Genomic DNA, 16,873 nt, shown 5'->3' with positions numbered 1-16,873 from the left:
GGCCACGCCCGGGCGCCACCGGTCAGCGCACTGATGCGAGAAGCGCGGGCAGGCCGACCGCAGCGGGCATCCGCAGGCTGTGGGTCACGACGTCGGAGAGCGCGGACGGTGCCGGGTTGAATTCGATGACCGGGATGCCCGCCCGCACCGCTCGCTCCGGCAACGCGGCTGCCGGGTAGACGATCCCGCTGGTACCCACGACGAGCACCACCTCCGACGCGCGAAACGCCTGATCCGCACGCTGCCAATCCGATTCGGGCAGCGCTTCGCCGAACCAGACGATGCCGGGGCGCACGGCCCCACCGCAGCGCGGGCAGGTGGGCGGGTCGACTCGTGGGTCGGCGTCCGGCGTCGCATCGGGCTGGTGGTCGGCGGGGTCGGGGAACGCCCCGGGACCGTCGTAGGGAGTGCCGCAGATCGAACACCGGGGGGCGAACAGGCTGCCGTGCAGGTGGCTGACGACGTCGCTGCCCGCCCGCTCGTGGAGGTCGTCGACATTCTGCGTCACGACCATGACGGTGCGTGAGGTGGCGAGCTCGGCGAGTGCGAGGTGCCCGGCATTGGGCTGCGCGGCAAGCACTTCGCGTGCTCGCCAGCGGTACCACCCCCAGACCAGGGCCGGGTCGCGTGCCCACGCCTCCGGGGTGGCGAGTTCGGCGTGGTCGAACTTCTCCCACAACCCGGTCTGGGCGTCCCGGAAGGTCGCGATGCCGCTCTCGGCCGACATACCCGCTCCGCTGAACACGGTGATCCACTCCGCGCGACGCACGAGGTCGGCGACCGCGGGCGGGATGAGTGTCGGGGAGTCGGGATCGGGTGGCCCGGCCAGGCTCATCCGGCGGACTCGATGCAGGCGCGCACCTGGGCGGCGGTCTCGTCGGGATCGGGGTCCCGGCGGACGAGGAAGCCCTTGGCGAAGCTCAGCTTGTCGCCGTCGTGTCGGGGCACGACGTGCAGATGGGTGTGGAAGACGGTCTGGAAAGCAGCGCGGCCGTCATTGAGCGCCAGGTTCACGCCGTCGGCCGACACCGGCCCGGTCTTCATCGCGGCGGCCAGTCGCTGACCGGCGCGGAAGAGCGCGGCGCCGATCGCCGGGTCCAGGTCGTCGAGTCCGGAGGAGTGGACGCGGGGCACGAGGAGGGTGTGGCCGCGAGTGACCGGCCGGATGTCGAGGAAGCCCAGCACGTCGTCGTCGGCGTAGACGATGCGCCCCGGGGAGGTGCCGGCGACGATGCCGCAGAAGATGCAACTGCTCATGGGGCCGACTCTAGGGCACCCGGGTCGGCGGCCCTGTCGGGTCACGACGCGCGGTCGTGCTCCACATCACATAACGGTTTGGTAACGGTTGACCGAGCAAAGACTCGGGCACCGACGTACCTCTGAGTATGTTGCCTGGCCTGGCGCTTTTCCGACCCTTCTCATGGCGGTTGGCATGGTGCCCGAAGTTACCCGCGCGGTTACTCGTCGGTATACCGACAGGTCACCCGCAAACATGAGGGTTCCCTCACTTTCGTGTGTCATCATAGGAGTCACGTTCACGCCGACGCTGGCTCCCCATGGGTCGGTGCTCGTCAATGTTGTTGTGCAGCAGGCGTGTTCCTTTGTAGTACCAGCTAGCTCGACCCGGCAGTGTCGCCTTGGCGGCCGGTTGTGCGCGCGACGTCGACGAGACCGTTCACGGCAGCGCACGCCATACGCCGCTGCTGACAGCGCTTCTCGCAGCCACAGCGACCGCGCACCGGCCGCCCGCACAACACCCACAGACATCTACCGCACCGCACCTACGCACTCCGCAAATCCACACTCTGAGACCGACCACCACCGAGGAGTATCCGTGACCGTCGACCAGTTCCGCTCCGGCTCGCAGGGCGCCGCCAACGCAGAACGGCCCACCACCACGCTCATCGAACGGCTCACGCAGGGCGAGCCCTACGCGATCAGCTTCGGCGGGCAGGGCGGCGCATGGCTGCCCACGCTGACCGAGCTGGTCGTCGACGCCGATCTGGAGCACCGGGTCGCCAAGATCGTCGATTCCGCGGAACGGCTCGTCGAGCCGGTTGCCGACGAACTCGTCGTGGCACGGGTGGCCGAATTCCACCCGCTCACCTGGGTGCACGCGCACGACGCGGGCGACGACGTGCCCGCCGAGGCCACTCTCGCCGACTTCACCCTCTCCGGTCCGGGCGTGTTGCTCACGCAACTCGCGGCCGTGGAAGCCCTCCGCAAGCAGGGTCTGGACACCGCGGTGCTGCCGCCGAACGCCGTGGTCGGGCACTCCCAAGGATCGCTGGCGACCGACGCGGTCGGTGCCGACGGCCGGATCGCCGAATCCGGTCAGGGCCTGCTGCTGGCAGTCGCGCACCTCATCGGTGCCGCCGGATCGCTGACCGCGCGCCGCCGCGGACTCGGCGTCACCACCGACGGCACCCCGATGCTGGCCCTGACCAACATCAGCCCGGCCCGTGTCGACGAGATCCTGGCCCAGTACCGCGATGGTCTGCCCGACAACGATCTGACGACCGCGCCGGTCGTCGCCATCAAGAACAGCCGCACCGCGGTCGTGCTGTCCGGTGCGCCGCGGCACCTCGCCGCGTTCGCCGCCCTCTGTGAGCGGATCGCCGCGACCGAGGCCGACGAGCGCAAGCGCAAGGTCACCGGCGGGGCGCCGTTCGCGCCGAAGTTCGACCAGCTGCAGGTGTCGGTCGCCTTCCACCACCCGGCGATGGCCGAGGCCGTCGAGCTGGTCGGCCAGTGGGCCGATCGGTGCGGCATCGACCGTGACCTCGCCACCCGCCACGCCCACGACATCCTCGTCGGCCACGTCGACTGGGTCGCGTCGGTCGACCGGATCGTCGCCGGCGGCGCCAAGTGGGTCCTGGACTTCGGTCCGGGGGACATCGCGACCCGCCTCACCGCATCCCTCGTCCGCGGGCAGGGCGTCGGACTGGTTCCGGCCGCCCTGCGCGTCGGACAGCGCAACCTCTTCAGCCCGGGCGGCGTCCCCGAAGTCGCGACCCCGTGGTCCCAGTTCGCGCCGACCCTCGTCGAGCTGCCCGACGGTCGCACCGTCGTCGAGACCTCCTTCACCCGCCTCACGGGACGTTCGCCGATGCTGCTGGCCGGCATGACGCCGACGACCGTCGATCCCGCGATCGTCGCCGCCGCCGCCAATGCCGGGCACTGGGCGGAGCTGGCCGGCGGCGGCCAGGTCACCGAAGAGATCTTCGCGCGCAACATCGCCACGCTCACCGACCTGCTCGAGCCGGGCCGCGAAGCGCAGTTCAACGCGCTGTTCCTTGACCCCTACCTGTGGAAGCTGCAGCTCGGCGGTAAGCGCATCGTGCAGAAGGCTCGTGCGCAGGGCGCCCCGCTCGACGGCGTGATCGTCTCCGCAGGCATTCCCGAACTCGAGGACGCCGTCGCCCTCGTCGACGAGTTCGTCGAAGCCGGACTCCGGTTCGTCGCCTTCAAGCCCGGCACCGTCGAGCAGATCCGGTCCGTCGTGCGCATCGCGGCCGAAGTGCCGCATCACCCCATCATCGTGCAGATCGAGGGCGGTCGCGCCGGGGGTCACCACTCCTGGGAGGACCTCGACGACCTGCTGGTCGCGACCTACGGCGAGCTCCGCGCCCGCCCGAACGTCGTGATCTGTGTCGGTGGCGGCATCGGCACCCCCGAGCGCGCCAGTGAGTACCTCACCGGCACGTGGTCGGCCGCCCACGGCTACCCGGTCATGCCGCTGGACGGCATCCTCATCGGCACCGCGGCCATGGCGGCCAAGGAAGCCACGACCACCCCCGAGGTCAAGCAACTCCTCGTCGACACCGTCGGTATCGACGAGTGGATCGGTGCCGGGCACGCCACCGCCGGAATGGCCTCGGGCCGGTCCCAGCTCGGCGCGGACATCCACGAGGTCGACAACACCGCGTCGCGCTGCGGCCGCCTGCTCGACGAGGTCGCCGGTGACGCCGACGCCGTGGCCGCCCGTCGCGACGAGATCATCGCGGCGATGGCCGACACCGCGAAGCCGTACTTCGGCGACGTCGCCACCATGACCTACCGCGAGTGGCTCGACCGGTACGCCGGACTGGCCGTCGGCGATGCCCGTGGCGAACAGGTCCCGTGGGCCGACATCACCTGGCAGCAGCGCTTCGTGGAGATGTTGCAGCGCACCGAGGCGCGCATGCACCCCCAGGACTCCGGGCCCATCCCGACGATGTTCGCCGAGGCCACCGCCGCCGCCGATCCGCATGCCGCGATCGACGCGCTCGGCAGTGTGTACCCCGAGATCGACACCGATATCCTGCATCCCGCGGACGTCGCATTCTTCCTCGAGCTCTGCCGCACTCCCGGCAAGCCCGTCAACTTCGTGCCGGTCATCGACAAGGACGTGCGCCGGTGGTGGCGCAGTGACTCCCTGTGGCAGGCCCACGATCCGCGTTACGGCGCCGACGCCGTGTGCGTCATCCCGGGACCGGTCGCCGTCGCGGGCATCACCCGCGTCGACGAGCCCGTGGGTGAGTTGCTCGACCGCTTCGAGGCACGCGTCGCCGCCGACCTGCAGGCCGCGGGGGAGCGTCCGGCCGTCGTCGCCTCCCGGCATCGCGCCGGGCTGGCCGACGAGGCGGGCGTGCTGACCTCGGTGCTGGAATCCGATGACGTCAGCTGGGCCGGCCGGATCGTGGCGAGCCCGATCGCGCTGCTCGGTGATCGTGACGCCTGGACCGTGGTCGGACCCGAACGGGCCGAGCACACCGTCAGCGGAGCGGTTCTGGAACAGGTGGCCGCCGACGCCGTCATCCGTTTCGACCTGCTCGTCCCCATCTCGGGTGCTTCCGTGCGCATCCCGCTGCTGGCCGGTGACAGCCTGCGCGACGGTGGTTCACCTCTGGTGGGCCTCGACGACGCCTCGAACGCGATGCGCGAGATCCTCACCGTGGCCGCCGGCGGCAGCCTGGCCGAGGTGACCGACGGTGTCTCGGTCACGACTGTCTCCTGGGAGCCGGACTCGGTTGCCGACCACGCCGCGGTGACCGGTTTCTCCCTGCCGCCGCACCTGCGTCCGACCACGCCGACCGACCCGTTCGGTTTCGCCGTGCCCGACACGCTGGTCGGCGCCTGCTGGCCGAGCGTCTTCAGCGTCATCGGCGCCGCGCGCACCGATTCGGGTGACCCGGTGGTCGAGGGGTTGCTCGACCTGGTCCACCTGGACCACGCGATCGCACTGACCGGCGAGATCCCCTTCGCCGCTGCCGAACTCACCGTCACCGCCCGCGCCGGCGCGGTCCGTGACGCCGAGGTGGGCCGTGTCGTCGAGGTCTCGGTGGAGATCACCGGACCGGCCGGGCCGATCGCGACGCTCGACGAGCGCTTCGCGATCCGCGGGCGTCTGGGAGCGGCCGAACTCACCGACCCGGCCCGGGCCGGTGGCGCACTCGCGGCCGAGCAGTCGGCCACCCGGAAGCTGATCCGGACCGCCACCATCACCGCGCCGAACCGGATGAACGGCTTCGCCGTCGTGTCCGGTGATCGGAACCCCATCCACACCGACGCGGCCGCGGCCAAGCTCGCCGGTCTCGGTGACCCGATCGTGCACGGGATGTGGCTGTCCGCGGCCGCCCAGCAGGTCGTCACCGCGACCGACGCGAAGAATCCGACGCCGTCGCCTCGTCCGCTGATCGGCTGGACCGCACGCTATCTCGGCATGGTCCGGCTCGGTGATCGCATCACCGTCCGTGTCGACCGGGTGGGTCTCGACAACGGACGCGAGGTCGTCGAGGTGAGCGCCAAGGTCGGCGACAACCTGGTGATGAGCGCAACCGGCCTGCTCGCCGCGCCGCGTACCGTCTACGCCTTCCCCGGCCAGGGCATCCAGAGCAAGGGCATGGGACTCGACGCCCGCTCCCGCTCGAAGGCCGCCCGGAAGATCTGGGATCGCGCCGACAAGCACACCCGTGCGGCGCTCGGCTTCTCGATCCTGGCCGTCGTTCGCGACAACCCGACGACGCTCGTCGCCAACGGAACCACCTACAACCATCCCGACGGCGTGCTCTACCTGACGCAGTTCACCCAGGTCGCGATGGCGACCCTCGGTGTCGCGCAGATCGCCGAACTCAAGGAGTCCGGTGGCTTCGTCGAGGGTGCCATCACCTGTGGTCACTCGGTCGGTGAATACAACGCGCTGGCCGCATGTGCCGGCGTCCTCCCCCTCGAGGCGGTCCTCGAAGTCGTGTTCCAGCGTGGCGAGGCCATGCACCATCTCGTTCCCCGAGACGACAAGGGGCGCAGCGACTACCGGATGGCGGCCATCCGACCGAGTCAGTTCGGTCTGGCCGATGCCGAGGTCACCGCGTTCGTGTCCGGCGTGGGCGAGGAGGCCGGTGAATTCCTCGAGGTCGTCAACTTCAACCTGCTCGGTTCGCAGTACGCGATCGCCGGCACGGTTCGCGGTCTGGAACTCCTCGAAGCCGAGATCGACCGGCGCCGCGCGGAATTCGGCGGCAAGCGGGCGTTCATCCTGATCCCCGGGATCGACGTCCCGTTCCATTCCAGCGTGCTGCGTGCCGGCGTGCCGGAGTTCCGCGGCAAGCTCGCCGAACTGCTGCCGGCCGACATCGACATCGACATCCTGATCGGTCGGTACATCCCGAACCTGGTGCCGCGCCTGTTCAATCTCGGCCGTGACTTCGTCGAGGAGATCGCGGCACTCGTGCCGTCGGATCCGCTGAACGAGGTCCTGGCCGACTGGGATGCCTGGGAGGCGACCCCGAACGAACTCGCCCGCGTGATCCTGATCGAGTTGCTCGCCTGGCAGTTCGCCAGCCCGGTGCGGTGGATCGAGACCCAGGAGCTCCTGTTCAGCGGACCGGAGCGGAACGGGCTGGCAGTTCAGCGCTTCGTCGAGATCGGTCTGAAGGGCGCCCCGACGCTGTCGGGTCTGGCCACCAACACCCTCAAGCTCGACGACTACGCCGCGGCCACCACCGAGGTCCTCAACGTCGAGCGGGACACCGACACGATCCTGGCCAAGGACGCCGGCCACGAGCCCGACGAGGACGAGCTCGACGCTCCCGCCGAGTCCACGCCTGCGGCGGCGGACGCCGCTCCGGCTCCCGCCGCAGCTCCTGCCCCGGCCGCACCCGCGGCTCCCGCCGGCGGTCCGCGCCCCGATGACATCGCCTTCACCCCCTCGGACGCGGTGAAGTCCGTGATCGCGCTGTGGACCAAGATGCGCGTGGATCAGATCGGGTCCGCGGACACGATCGAGGCCCTGTGCGACGGTGTGTCGTCGCGTCGCAACCAGTTGCTCCTCGACATCGGCGGTGAGCTCGGGCTCGGGGCCATCGACGGTGCCGCGGAAGCCGACATGACGGCGCTGTCCTCGACCGTGGAGACCCTCGCCCGTGGGTACCGGCCGCTGGGAGCGGTGCTCACCGACGCGGTGAGCGATCAGGTGCGCAAGGTGCTCGGTCCGCTGGGCAAGCGCCAGAACTACATCACCGACCGCGTGTCGGGTGTCTGGCAGCTGGGCCCGGGTTGGGGTCTGCACACCACCGTCGCGCTGGCGCTGGGCACGCGGGACGGCGCGTCCGTCCGCGGTGAGGCGCTGGGCAATCTGCTCGACGGGCCGCTGACGAACACCGATTCCCTCGATGCCCTCATCGACAAGGCGGTGTCCGCGGTCGGTGCGGTCAAGGGCATCCCGGTCGGCAAGCCCGCCGCCGAGTCCGGCGGTGGCGCAACGGTCGACGCCGCGGCGCTGGGTGAGTTCACCGAGCAGATCACCGGTCGCTCCGGCGCGCTCGCCTCGGCCGCGTACACCCTGCTGGACAAGCTCGGACTCGCCGAGGTCACCGATCTCGCCGAGGCCGCGGCCGACCCGAACGCCGAACTCGCCGAGCTCGTCAGCGCCGAACTCGGTTCGGACTGGGCGCGGACCGTCGCACCGGCCTTCGACGCGGCCAAGGTCGTCCTCATCGACGACCGGTGGGCAACCGCCCGTGAGGATCTCGTCCGACTCTGGCTGACCGACGAGCACGATCTCGACGCCGACTTCGACACGATCGTCGGCGGTTTCGCCGGAGCCGGTGACACCGTCGCCGACCACGCCACCTGGTGGCAGGGCAAGGCCCTCGCGAACGGCAACGCCGTGCACGGCCGCGTCTTCGGGGCGATCGCGCACGCCGCGGAGAACCCGGAGAAGGGTGTCCACAGCCGCGAGATCGCCGTCGTCACCGGCGCGAGCAAGGGATCCATCGCCGCCGGCGTGGTCGCCGGGCTGCTCGCCGGCGGTGCGACCGTGATCGCGACGACGTCGCGTCTGAACTCCGACCGTCTCGCGTTCTACAAGAAGCTGTACCGGGAGAATGCCCGGGCCGGCGCCGCGCTGTGGATCGCCCCGGCGAACATGGCCTCCTACGCCGACGTCGACGACCTGGTCGGCTGGATCGCGGCCGAGCAGACCGAGAACCTCGGTGGCACAACGGCAGTGGTGAAGCCGGCGATGAAGCCGACGCTGCTGTTCCCGTTCGCCGCACCGCGGGTCGCCGGTGACCTCACCGACGCCGGTGGTCGCGCCGAGCTGGAGATGAAGGTGCTCCTCTGGTCGGTGGAGCGGCTCATCGGCGGTCTCGCCGACGTCCATTCCGATCACGACATCGCCGCCCGGGTGCACGTCGTGCTGCCCGGTTCGCCGAACCGCGGCATGTTCGGCGGCGACGGCGCCTACGGCGAGAGCAAGGCCTCGCTGGACGCGCTCGTGCAGCGCTGGTCGGCCGAGGAGTCCTGGGGCGCCAAGACGACGCTCGCCCACGCGCTGATCGGCTGGGTGCGCGGCACCGGGCTGATGGGTCACAACGACGGGATGGTCGACGCAGTCGAGGCGGTGGGTGTGCGCACCTGGAGCACGGCGGAGATGGCGGCGAACCTGCTGACCCTCTGCACGCCCGAGCAGCGCTCGGCCGCGGTGAGTGCGCCGATCCTGGCCGACTTCACCGGTGGCCTGGACAGCTCGACCGACCTCAAGGCGCTCGCGGCCACCGCGGCGGCGGCCACCGCGGCGGCGGCCGCCGAGGAGGAGTCCGCGGACACCGCGGAAGAGTCGGTGACGACCGTCGCGGCATTGCCCGCACCGGCGCGCGCGCCGAAGGCGATGCGTCCCGAGTGGCCGTCGATCGACGCCCGACCCGAGGACCTCGTGGTCATCGTGGGCGCCGGTGAACTCGGCCCGTTCGGTTCGGCCCGCACCCGCTTCGAAATGGAGGTCGACGAGAAGCTCTCGGCCGCTGGTGTTCTCGAGCTCGCCTGGAACACCGGACTGGTGCACTGGGATTCGGCGCCGAAGCCGGGCTGGTACGACACCGAATCCGGAGACCCGGTGCCGGAGAGCGAGATCGCCGAGCGCTATCACGACGAGGTCGTCGCGCGCTGCGGCATCCGCCGCTACGCCGACGACGGGGCGATGGTCGACAACACCTCGCCACTGCTGACCTCGGTCTTCGTCGACGAGGACCTGACCTTCACGGTCAACTCCGAGGCGGAGGCGCGGGCGTTCGCCAGTGCCAACCCGGAGAAGACCCGGGTCACGCAGAACGCCGATGGCGACTGGCAGGTCACCCGGCTGGCCGGTACCGAGATCCGCGTCCCGCGTCAGTTCGCGCTGACCCGGACCGTGGGCGGTCAGATCCCGACCGGCTTCGACCCGACCCGCTGGGGTGTCAGCCCCGACATGGTGGAGTCGATCGACCGGGTCGCCCTGTGGAACCTGGTGGCCACGGTCGACGCCTTCCTGTCGTCGGGTTTCACGCCGAGCGAACTGATGCGCTGGGTGCACCCCGGTCTGGTGGCCAACACACAGGGCACGGGTATGGGCGGCATGACCTCCATGCGCGACCTGTACGTCAACACCCTGCTCGGCGAGGCCAACGCGAACGACATCCTGCAGGAGGCGCTGCCGAACATCGTTGCGGCGCATGTGGTCCAGTCGTATGTCGGTAGCTACGGCGCAATGATCCACCCCGTGGCGGCGTGTGCGACCGCAGCGGTGTCGGTCGAGGAGGGCGTCGACAAGATCCGCCTCGGCAAGGCGCTGTTCGCGGTGGCGGGCGGCTTCGACGACCTGGGTATCGAGGGCATCGTCGGCTTCGGCGCGATGTCGGCGACCGCGGACTCGGCGAAGATGACCGCACGCGGCATCGACGACCGGCGATTCTCGCGGGCCAACGACCGCCGACGCGGTGGGTTCGTCGAATCGGCCGGCGGCGGCACGATCCTGCTCGCCCGCGGCGACGTCGCGGCCGAGATGGGTCTGCCGGTGCTCGGTGTGGTCGCGTGGGCACAGAGCTTCGGCGACGGCGTGCACACGTCGATCCCGGCTCCGGGTCTCGGTGCCCTGGGCGCGGCTCGCGGGTCGCTGTCCTCGCCGCTGGCCCGTGCGCTGGGTTCGCTCGGCGTCAGCGCCGACGACGTGGCGGTCGTGTCGAAGCACGACACCTCCACCAAGGCCAACGATCCCAACGAGTCGGAGCTGCACGAGCGGCTCGCGGCGGCGATCGGCCGCGGCAAGGGCGCACCGCTGTTCGTGGTGTCGCAGAAGTCGCTGACCGGTCACGCCAAGGGCGGCGCGGCGGCCTTCCAGCTCATCGGCCTGTGCCAGATCCTGCGCGACGGTGTCATCCCGCCGAACCGCAGCCTCGACTGCGTCGACGAGAAGATGGCGGAGTACCCCCACCTGGTGTGGCCGCGCGAGACGTTGCAGCTCGGCGAGCGGTTCCCGCTCAAGGCCGGCCTGCTGACCAGTCTCGGTTTCGGCCACGTGTCCGGGCTCATCGCGGTGGTGCACCCGGAGGCGTTCATCGCCTCGCTGAACCCGGAGGAGCGCGACGCCTATCGTCAGCGCGCCGACGAACGCACGCGTCTGGGCAGCCAGCGCTTCCTGCAGTCGATCTGCGGTGGCGAGCCTGCTTACCAGCGTCCGCCGAACCGTCGCTTCGACGAGTCGGTCGACGAGCACGACGCCGAGGCGGGCATGCTGCTCGATCCGCAGACGCGGCTCGACGGTGACGACGTGTACGGGACCGACGTCGAGCGCGCCGGTGTCCCGGTGGCGGGAAGCCGGTGACACCCGGTGAGTCCGACGGTGCCGGCGGATCCGAGGGCATGAGCGTCCTCGGTGTGGGGATCGACATCGTGTCGATCCCGGAGTTCGGCGAGCAACTCCGGCAGCCGGGTACGACATTCGCCGACCGGTTCACGGTCGGCGAGCGTCGGGACTCGGCGGCCGGGACCGGCGAGGACGCCCGGCATCTGGCCGCCCGCTGGGCCGCCAAGGAGGCCGTCGTGAAAGCGTGGTCGGTGAGCCGCTTCTCGCGTTCGCCCCTGCTGCCACTGATCCGGCACAGCGACATCGAGGTGGTGACCGACACCTGGGGACGCCCGGCCATCCGGTTGTCCGGTGAGATCGGCGAACACCTGCGCGACACGAATGTGCACGTGTCGCTGACCCACGACGGCGACACCGCCGCGGCGGTGGCGATCCTCGAGGGCAGGTGACCCGGCCGACCACTCAGACCGTCGTCGACTCTTCCAGGAGCAGATAGCCCGCGAGCATCCGCTTCAGCTCGGCGACGGTCTCGTCGTGGTCGTGGCCGTCCTGCACGGAGAAGCTGAGCAACGAGTAGGCGGTGTGCACGAGCACCTGCGACATCATCTCGCGTCGCTCACGCTGTGACGGCGTGAGCGGCGCGATGATCCGGGCGACCTGTTCGGCGAGGACCCGTTCGTTCAGCGATGCGGTGGCGCGGGTCGCGGGGGTCGACTGGACGGCCAGCCACACCGCGCGCCGCGACGGATCGGTGCGCCACAGTGCCGCGAGGTGGTCGAGGAACTTCTCGAGCAGGCTCGGCCATTCGAGGGACGGCACCTCCGAGGAGAACGCCGTGAGTTCCTCGCGTACGTCGACCGTGTCCTGGCGGTCCAGCTCGCACACGATGACGTACTTGTTCGCGAAGTACTGATAGAGCGTTCCGATGGGGACCTCGGCCCGCGTCGCGATCTCCTCGCACGTCAGCGACTCGAACCCCACGTCGATCAGCAGTTCCCGGGCCGCTTCGAGCATCGCCTGGAACTTGCGCTTGCTGCGCTCCTGGGTGGGCCGCTTACGCGGCACCAGCGGTTCGGCGGACTCGGACATCGGGGTCGGCTCAGACAGACAGGTCGCGACGCAGTTTGGCGACGTGTCCGGTGGCGCGGACGTTGTACTGCGCCAGTTCGATCGTGCCGTCGGCATCGACCAGGAACGTCGACCGGATCACGCCGGTGACGGTCTTGCCGTACATCTTCTTCTCCCCGAACGCGCCCCACTCGGTGAGCACCTTCTTCTCCGGGTCGCTGAGCAACGGGAACGTGAGCCCCTCGGCCTCGACGAACTTCGCGAGCTTCGCCGGCTTGTCGGGAGAGATGCCGAGGACGGCGATGCCCGCCTCGTTCAGCTCGCCCAGGTTGTCGCGGAAGTCGCAGGCCTGCTTGGTGCAGCCCGGGGTGGACGCCGCGGGATAGAAGTAGACGACGACTTTGCGTCCGGCATAGTCCGACAGCGAGACCGGCTCGCCGTGGGCGTCGGGCAGCGTGAACGGCGGGGCCTTGTCGCCCACGGACAATCGGGTGGTGGTCTCTCCCATGAGAGCCAGGCTAGTGCATGGCCACATGCCCGGATGCCGGGATGTCGTAGCATCGAGACGCTGCCATCTGGCGGTTCATCCCCGGCCCCGAGCGGTCGTTCGGCCGGCCGGGGAAGCGGAGAGACAATCGAGAAGCGCCGGAAGGATGCAACGTGGCCGGAGATACCGAACGTATCGAGCAGGACATCGCCAAGGCCCGTGAGGACCTCGCCAGCACGCTGGACGCGCTGGCCGAACGCACCAGCCCGCAGCGGCTCGCCGACGACGCCAAGTCCAAGGCGCTCGCCACGCTGCAGACGCCCGCGGTGAAGTACGCGATCGCCGGAGTCGGTGCGCTGGTGGTGCTCATCGTCGTCCGCAAGGTCGCCGCGAGGTGATCCACTGATCCGGCCGGTGGTCACGCGGAGTCGTCCGCGCAGGCCTCCCGGGTGGCAGAACCCGCGCCGACCAGGCGATTTCACTTCTGCCGCGCGGGTCCTGTAAGGTTCCATCTCGCACCGGCAAGCGCCATTAGCTCAATTGGCAGAGCAGCTGACTCTTAATCAGCGGGTTCGGGGTTCGAGTCCCTGATGGCGCACAGAGTCCCCAAGACGCCTCGCATTCAGCGGGGCGTCTTGTGGCATCTCAGCGGGTTTCGATCGCCGGCGGCGGTCGATGAACAGCAGATGAACGTCCGGCGTTTCGGGTGCGCAACACGCCACTCGAACGGATGACCGGCGAAGCGTTCGGTCGGATTTCTCGTACACTGGTCCGCGACATCGGGTTCGGAATGTCCGGTTCGGCGGTTCGGGGTCGAGGATGTCAGGTTTTCACAGGTTGCGGGGCAGCGTGACCGACCGGTTCGGGGTCGGGACGCCGACAGGCGGGAGTGAGATGGGGATCGGTCGTACTCGGCGGATGCCGCTGATCATCAGCGGAGTGATGCTGGCAATCGTCGCGCTGGTGACGTCGTGCACGCAGGAAGCGTCGTATTCCGACAACGTCAGCAGCTCCAGTCTTTTCGACGACCTCCTCAAGCCCGGTCTCGAGATCACCGAGTTGGCCGAGCGTCCCCTGAACGACAACGCCGTCGGCGTGCAGCCCGGCGCGCCCATCAAGGTGAAGACCAGTGAGGGCACCATCAGCCGGGTGCTGATCAAGAAGTCCGACGGCACCCCGGTGAAGGGCACCCTCGCGGACAACGACACCGTCTGGGTCAGCGACGAGGCCCTCGGCTACAACCGCACCTACACGCTGGAGACCGACGCCGTCGGCATCGGCGGAGCGGTCACCAAGAAGGTCACCTTCACGACCAGCAGTCCCAACAACCTCACGCAGGCATATCTGACACCGAGCCCCGGCGAGACCGTCGGCATCGGACAGCCGGTCGCGGTGAAGTTCGACGAGCCGATCGCGGATCGTCGTGCGGCGCAGCGCGCCATCCGGATCACCACCGACCCTCCGGTCGAGGGTGCCTTCTACTGGATCAGCCCGAGCGAGGTCCGGTGGCGGCCGGCGGAGTACTGGAAGCCGGGTACCAAGGTGCGCGTCGCGGTCAACACCTACGGCATCGATCTGGGTGACGGACTGTTCGGCCAGGAGAACGTGCGTACCAACTTCACCGTCGGACGCTCGATGGTCATCACGGCCGACGACAACACCAAGCAGGTCGTCTTCGAGCGCGAAGGCAAGGTCATCCGGACCATGCCGACGTCGATGGGCAAGGCCGGTGACGAGACCGACAACGGCATCTACCTGGTCGCGGACAAGCACGACCACATCATCATGGACTCCTCGACCTACGGTGTGCCGGTCAACTCGTCGAACGGCTATCGCACTCCGGTCGACTACGCGACCCGGATGTCCTACAGCGGCATCTTCTTCCACTCCGCACCGTGGTCGGTGTGGGCGCAGGGCAACACCAACACGAGTCACGGTTGTCTGAACCTGAGCCCGGAGAACGCGCTGTGGGTCATGGAGAACACTCTCCGCGGCGACCCGGTGGTCGTGAAGAACACGACGGGCGGAACGCTGTCGGGCACCGACGGACTCGGTGACTGGAACATCCCGTGGTCCGTCTGGCGTAAGGGCAACGCCGACAACGCCTGACGCTCAGCGTGCGGCGGTGACCAGAAACGTGCGGCTCGTGCCGGTGACGGGGCTCGTCGACCCGCTCGCGTCCCGGCGGTCCCCGAAGTAGCGGATGCGGTACACCCCGGACGCATCCGCGGGTGATCGCCAGGTGATGGTGATGCGCGAGGTGTCCGGGCTGCCGGCGGGTCGCGCCCACCGGAACTCCGTGGACCAGTCGTTGTCGTCGGCGGCCGTCGTCCACCCGTCTCTGGTGCGGCGGTGCACCTCCAGGTAGGTCCGGCCATGCCGGAAGTCGTTGTTGGGGTGTGCTCCGACGAACTGCACCGTCACCGCCGAGCCGGGGCGGTATGTGGCGTCGGGCTGACGCAGTACGTCGCCGTAGCCGTGTCCCGCCATGGGACGGTCGGCGGGGACCGGTGGCACCAGATCGGGCTGCAGACCCGATTTGTCGACCGGCGCCGGACCGCGCCCGTTCCCGCGACCGGCCGACATGGCCGCTGCGAGTGCGGCGAATTCCTGGAGATACGCCGACAGCGTGTACCGGCCGTACTGGGTTTCGCCGCCCTCGTACTGCTGCAGGTCGTATTCCTCGGGCGTCGTGACGTATTGGGTGTAGGCATTCGCGAACCCCTGCACGAGAACGTTGTCGAGGTCGATGCGCAGTTCGTCGGCGACCACCTGCCGAAGCCGCAGACCGGCCACGACGGTCACCTCGGCCGGCACGCCGACGAGCACGATCTCGCCGATCCGCATGAGTTGCAGCGGTACCACCGACGGAACCCAGCCCGACGGCGGCAACAGGCCGAGTGGGAATGCGATCAGCTTGGGCGCCTGCATGTCTCGCATCCACGGCGCGACCGGCGGGACGCGGTCACCACCCAGGGCGGTGACGAGGGGATTGGTCATGCCCTCGACGAGAAAGGGGAGCGGCTGCTCGTAGTTGTCCTCGCTGCTGGTCGCCACCGCGCCGGCACCCATCATCGCGGGAGTGGTCGAGGCCGGCCGCCCGTCGGGCGTGTAGGTGCCCGAGATCGAGACCGCCGACATGTCGACGTACCGCACGATCGAGTCGACGCCGCCCCGCGTCATCGGGCGGGCGGCGTCGAACGCCCGCCGGCCCGCGACGAACTGACGCTCGCCGATGAGTTCGCAGTTCCGTCGGTTGTTCGAGGTCGGGCCGCTCGGATGGAACCGGGTCAGCGCGAGGTTCGGTGTCATGTCACCGGAATTGGTCTGCGGGAACGCGGCGACGAATCCTGGTTGCGCACGCTCCCACAGGTGGCTCGCGTAGCCCTTGTTGTCGCCGGCGATGAGGACGTTGCGGTCGGTGAGGGACGTGCCGTGGGTCGGGAACCACGTGATCGCGCCGACGTCCCGGCCACCGGAACCGTCGTGCTGCCGCAGTCGGAGCACCGTGACCTGCGGGTCGATCGCGTTGGGGAAGTGGAGCTTGTCCGACGACGGGTTCGCGTCGAACGCGACTCGGGACCGGTTGCGGCTGGCGTCGTGCAGTTCCTCGCGGCCGATCGTGAGCGAGCCCGGCGCCAGATTGTCGTGCGCGCGGACGATGGCCGCGAACATGCCGTCGACCTCGGCGTCGTAGGAGTTCTTCTTGAAGCCGAACGCGGCCAGCGAGTAGGCGTAGTCCCAGGACGTGCCACCGCACGAGGCGTGGGTGTGTTGTGCGTTCAGGTTCACGTTCGACTCGGTGTAGAGCGACCCGAACCGCTTGCGCAGCTTCGCCATCAGGCCCATGTGGTGCGATTGGAAGAGGCAGGCGAGGTCGGCGGTGAGGAAGACGACACGCTTGCCGGTGGCACGGTCGACGACGATGTAGGCCCGCGCCCAGCAGCGCTGCAGGAGCCCGGCCGCCACCTGCTCGGGGTTGGAGTAGCCCATCATGCCCTGCCCGGCGATCGCGCCGGTGACATCGGCGATCCCGCAGCCGACGAGATGGTTCGTCGAGTCGGCAGGGGATGCGGTGGTCTGGCCCGCGGCGAGAGTGCCGCCGAGCGCTGCACCTGCGGCGGTCGTGGCGGCACCGGCGATCCACTGTCTGCGTGTGAGGTCCACGTGGCGTCCTTCCGGGCGTCGGATGACACCGCCAGACGTCCGGTGTCATC

General features: G+C 69.5%; 9 protein-coding genes and 1 tRNA gene. 5 read left to right on the top strand and 5 right to left on the bottom strand.

The genetic code is table 11. The features are described from left to right. Positions 1-22 precede the first annotated feature (22 nt). Entirely contained in the window at positions 23-835 is an 813-nt protein-coding gene (locus CA982_RS14270) for an SIR2 family NAD-dependent protein deacylase (protein WP_086535965.1), read from the bottom strand. Then, positions 832-1,257 (bottom strand): HIT family protein, encoded by a 426-nt coding sequence (locus CA982_RS14265; protein ID WP_086535964.1) that lies wholly within the window; start codon positions 1,255-1,257, stop codon positions 832-834. Before CA982_RS14265 ends, CA982_RS14270 begins: the two co-directional genes overlap by 4 nt. Positions 1,258-1,834: 577 nt before the next feature. Here CA982_RS14265 and CA982_RS14260 point away from each other — a divergent pair. Both CA982_RS14260 and acpS read left to right on the top strand, forming a co-directional pair. Beyond that, entirely contained in the window at positions 1,835-11,119 is a 9,285-nt protein-coding gene (locus tag CA982_RS14260) for a type I polyketide synthase (protein ID WP_086535963.1), read from the top strand. A gap of 38 nt (positions 11,120-11,157) precedes the next feature. Beyond that, complete coding sequence (acpS, locus tag CA982_RS14255) at positions 11,158-11,550, top strand: holo-ACP synthase AcpS (RefSeq protein WP_086536009.1); 393 nt, start codon at positions 11,158-11,160, stop codon at positions 11,548-11,550. A 13-nt stretch (positions 11,551-11,563) separates the two neighbouring features. Here acpS and CA982_RS14250 read toward each other — a convergent pair whose 3' ends face one another. Continuing rightward, positions 11,564-12,190, bottom strand: a complete 627-nt coding sequence (locus CA982_RS14250; protein ID WP_086535962.1) for a TetR/AcrR family transcriptional regulator — start codon at positions 12,188-12,190, stop codon at positions 11,564-11,566. Between the two features lie 10 nt (positions 12,191-12,200). Beyond that, positions 12,201-12,677, bottom strand: a complete 477-nt coding sequence (gene bcp / locus CA982_RS14245; protein ID WP_086535961.1) for a thioredoxin-dependent thiol peroxidase — start codon at positions 12,675-12,677, stop codon at positions 12,201-12,203. Between the two features lie 152 nt (positions 12,678-12,829). Here bcp and CA982_RS14240 point away from each other — a divergent pair, with 152 nt between their 5' ends. From CA982_RS14240 to CA982_RS14230, 3 genes are all read left to right on the top strand, one after another. Then, the gene (locus CA982_RS14240; protein WP_086535960.1) at positions 12,830-13,054 is read left to right on the top strand and encodes a DUF3618 domain-containing protein; all 225 of its coding nucleotides are present in this window, start codon (positions 12,830-12,832) and stop codon (positions 13,052-13,054) included. Positions 13,055-13,181: 127 nt separating this feature from the next. Continuing rightward, positions 13,182-13,254 (top strand) — tRNA-Lys (locus CA982_RS14235). 320 nt (positions 13,255-13,574) lie between these two features. Further along, complete coding sequence (locus CA982_RS14230; RefSeq protein ID WP_086536008.1) at positions 13,575-14,765, top strand: L,D-transpeptidase; 1,191 nt, start codon at positions 13,575-13,577, stop codon at positions 14,763-14,765. Between the two features lie 3 nt (positions 14,766-14,768). On the opposite strand, the gene CA982_RS14225 is transcribed toward CA982_RS14230, so the two are convergent. After that, complete coding sequence (locus CA982_RS14225; protein ID WP_086535959.1) at positions 14,769-16,823, bottom strand: neutral/alkaline ceramidase; 2,055 nt, start codon at positions 16,821-16,823, stop codon at positions 14,769-14,771. Between the last annotated feature and the right edge of the window lie 50 nt (positions 16,824-16,873).

The organism is Gordonia lacunae (assembly GCF_002149015.1).
Taxonomy (GTDB): domain Bacteria; phylum Actinomycetota; class Actinomycetes; order Mycobacteriales; family Mycobacteriaceae; genus Gordonia; species Gordonia lacunae.
This window is presented reverse-complemented; position numbering and strand designations above follow the sequence as displayed.

Excerpts from the sequence above, each read along its gene's own strand:
- acpS (WP_086536009.1), top strand. The coding sequence starts at position 11,158 with ATGAGCGTCCTCGGTGTGGGGATCGACATCGTGTCGATCCCGGAGTTC.
- CA982_RS14250 (WP_086535962.1), bottom strand. The coding sequence starts at position 12,190 with ATGTCCGAGTCCGCCGAACCGCTGGTGCCGCGTAAGCGGCCCACCCAG.
- CA982_RS14230 (WP_086536008.1), top strand. The coding sequence starts at position 13,575 with ATGCCGCTGATCATCAGCGGAGTGATGCTGGCAATCGTCGCGCTGGTG.
- bcp (WP_086535961.1), bottom strand. The coding sequence starts at position 12,677 with ATGGGAGAGACCACCACCCGATTGTCCGTGGGCGACAAGGCCCCGCCG.
- CA982_RS14265 (WP_086535964.1), bottom strand. The coding sequence starts at position 1,257 with ATGAGCAGTTGCATCTTCTGCGGCATCGTCGCCGGCACCTCCCCGGGG.
- CA982_RS14270 (WP_086535965.1), bottom strand. The coding sequence starts at position 835 with ATGAGCCTGGCCGGGCCACCCGATCCCGACTCCCCGACACTCATCCCG.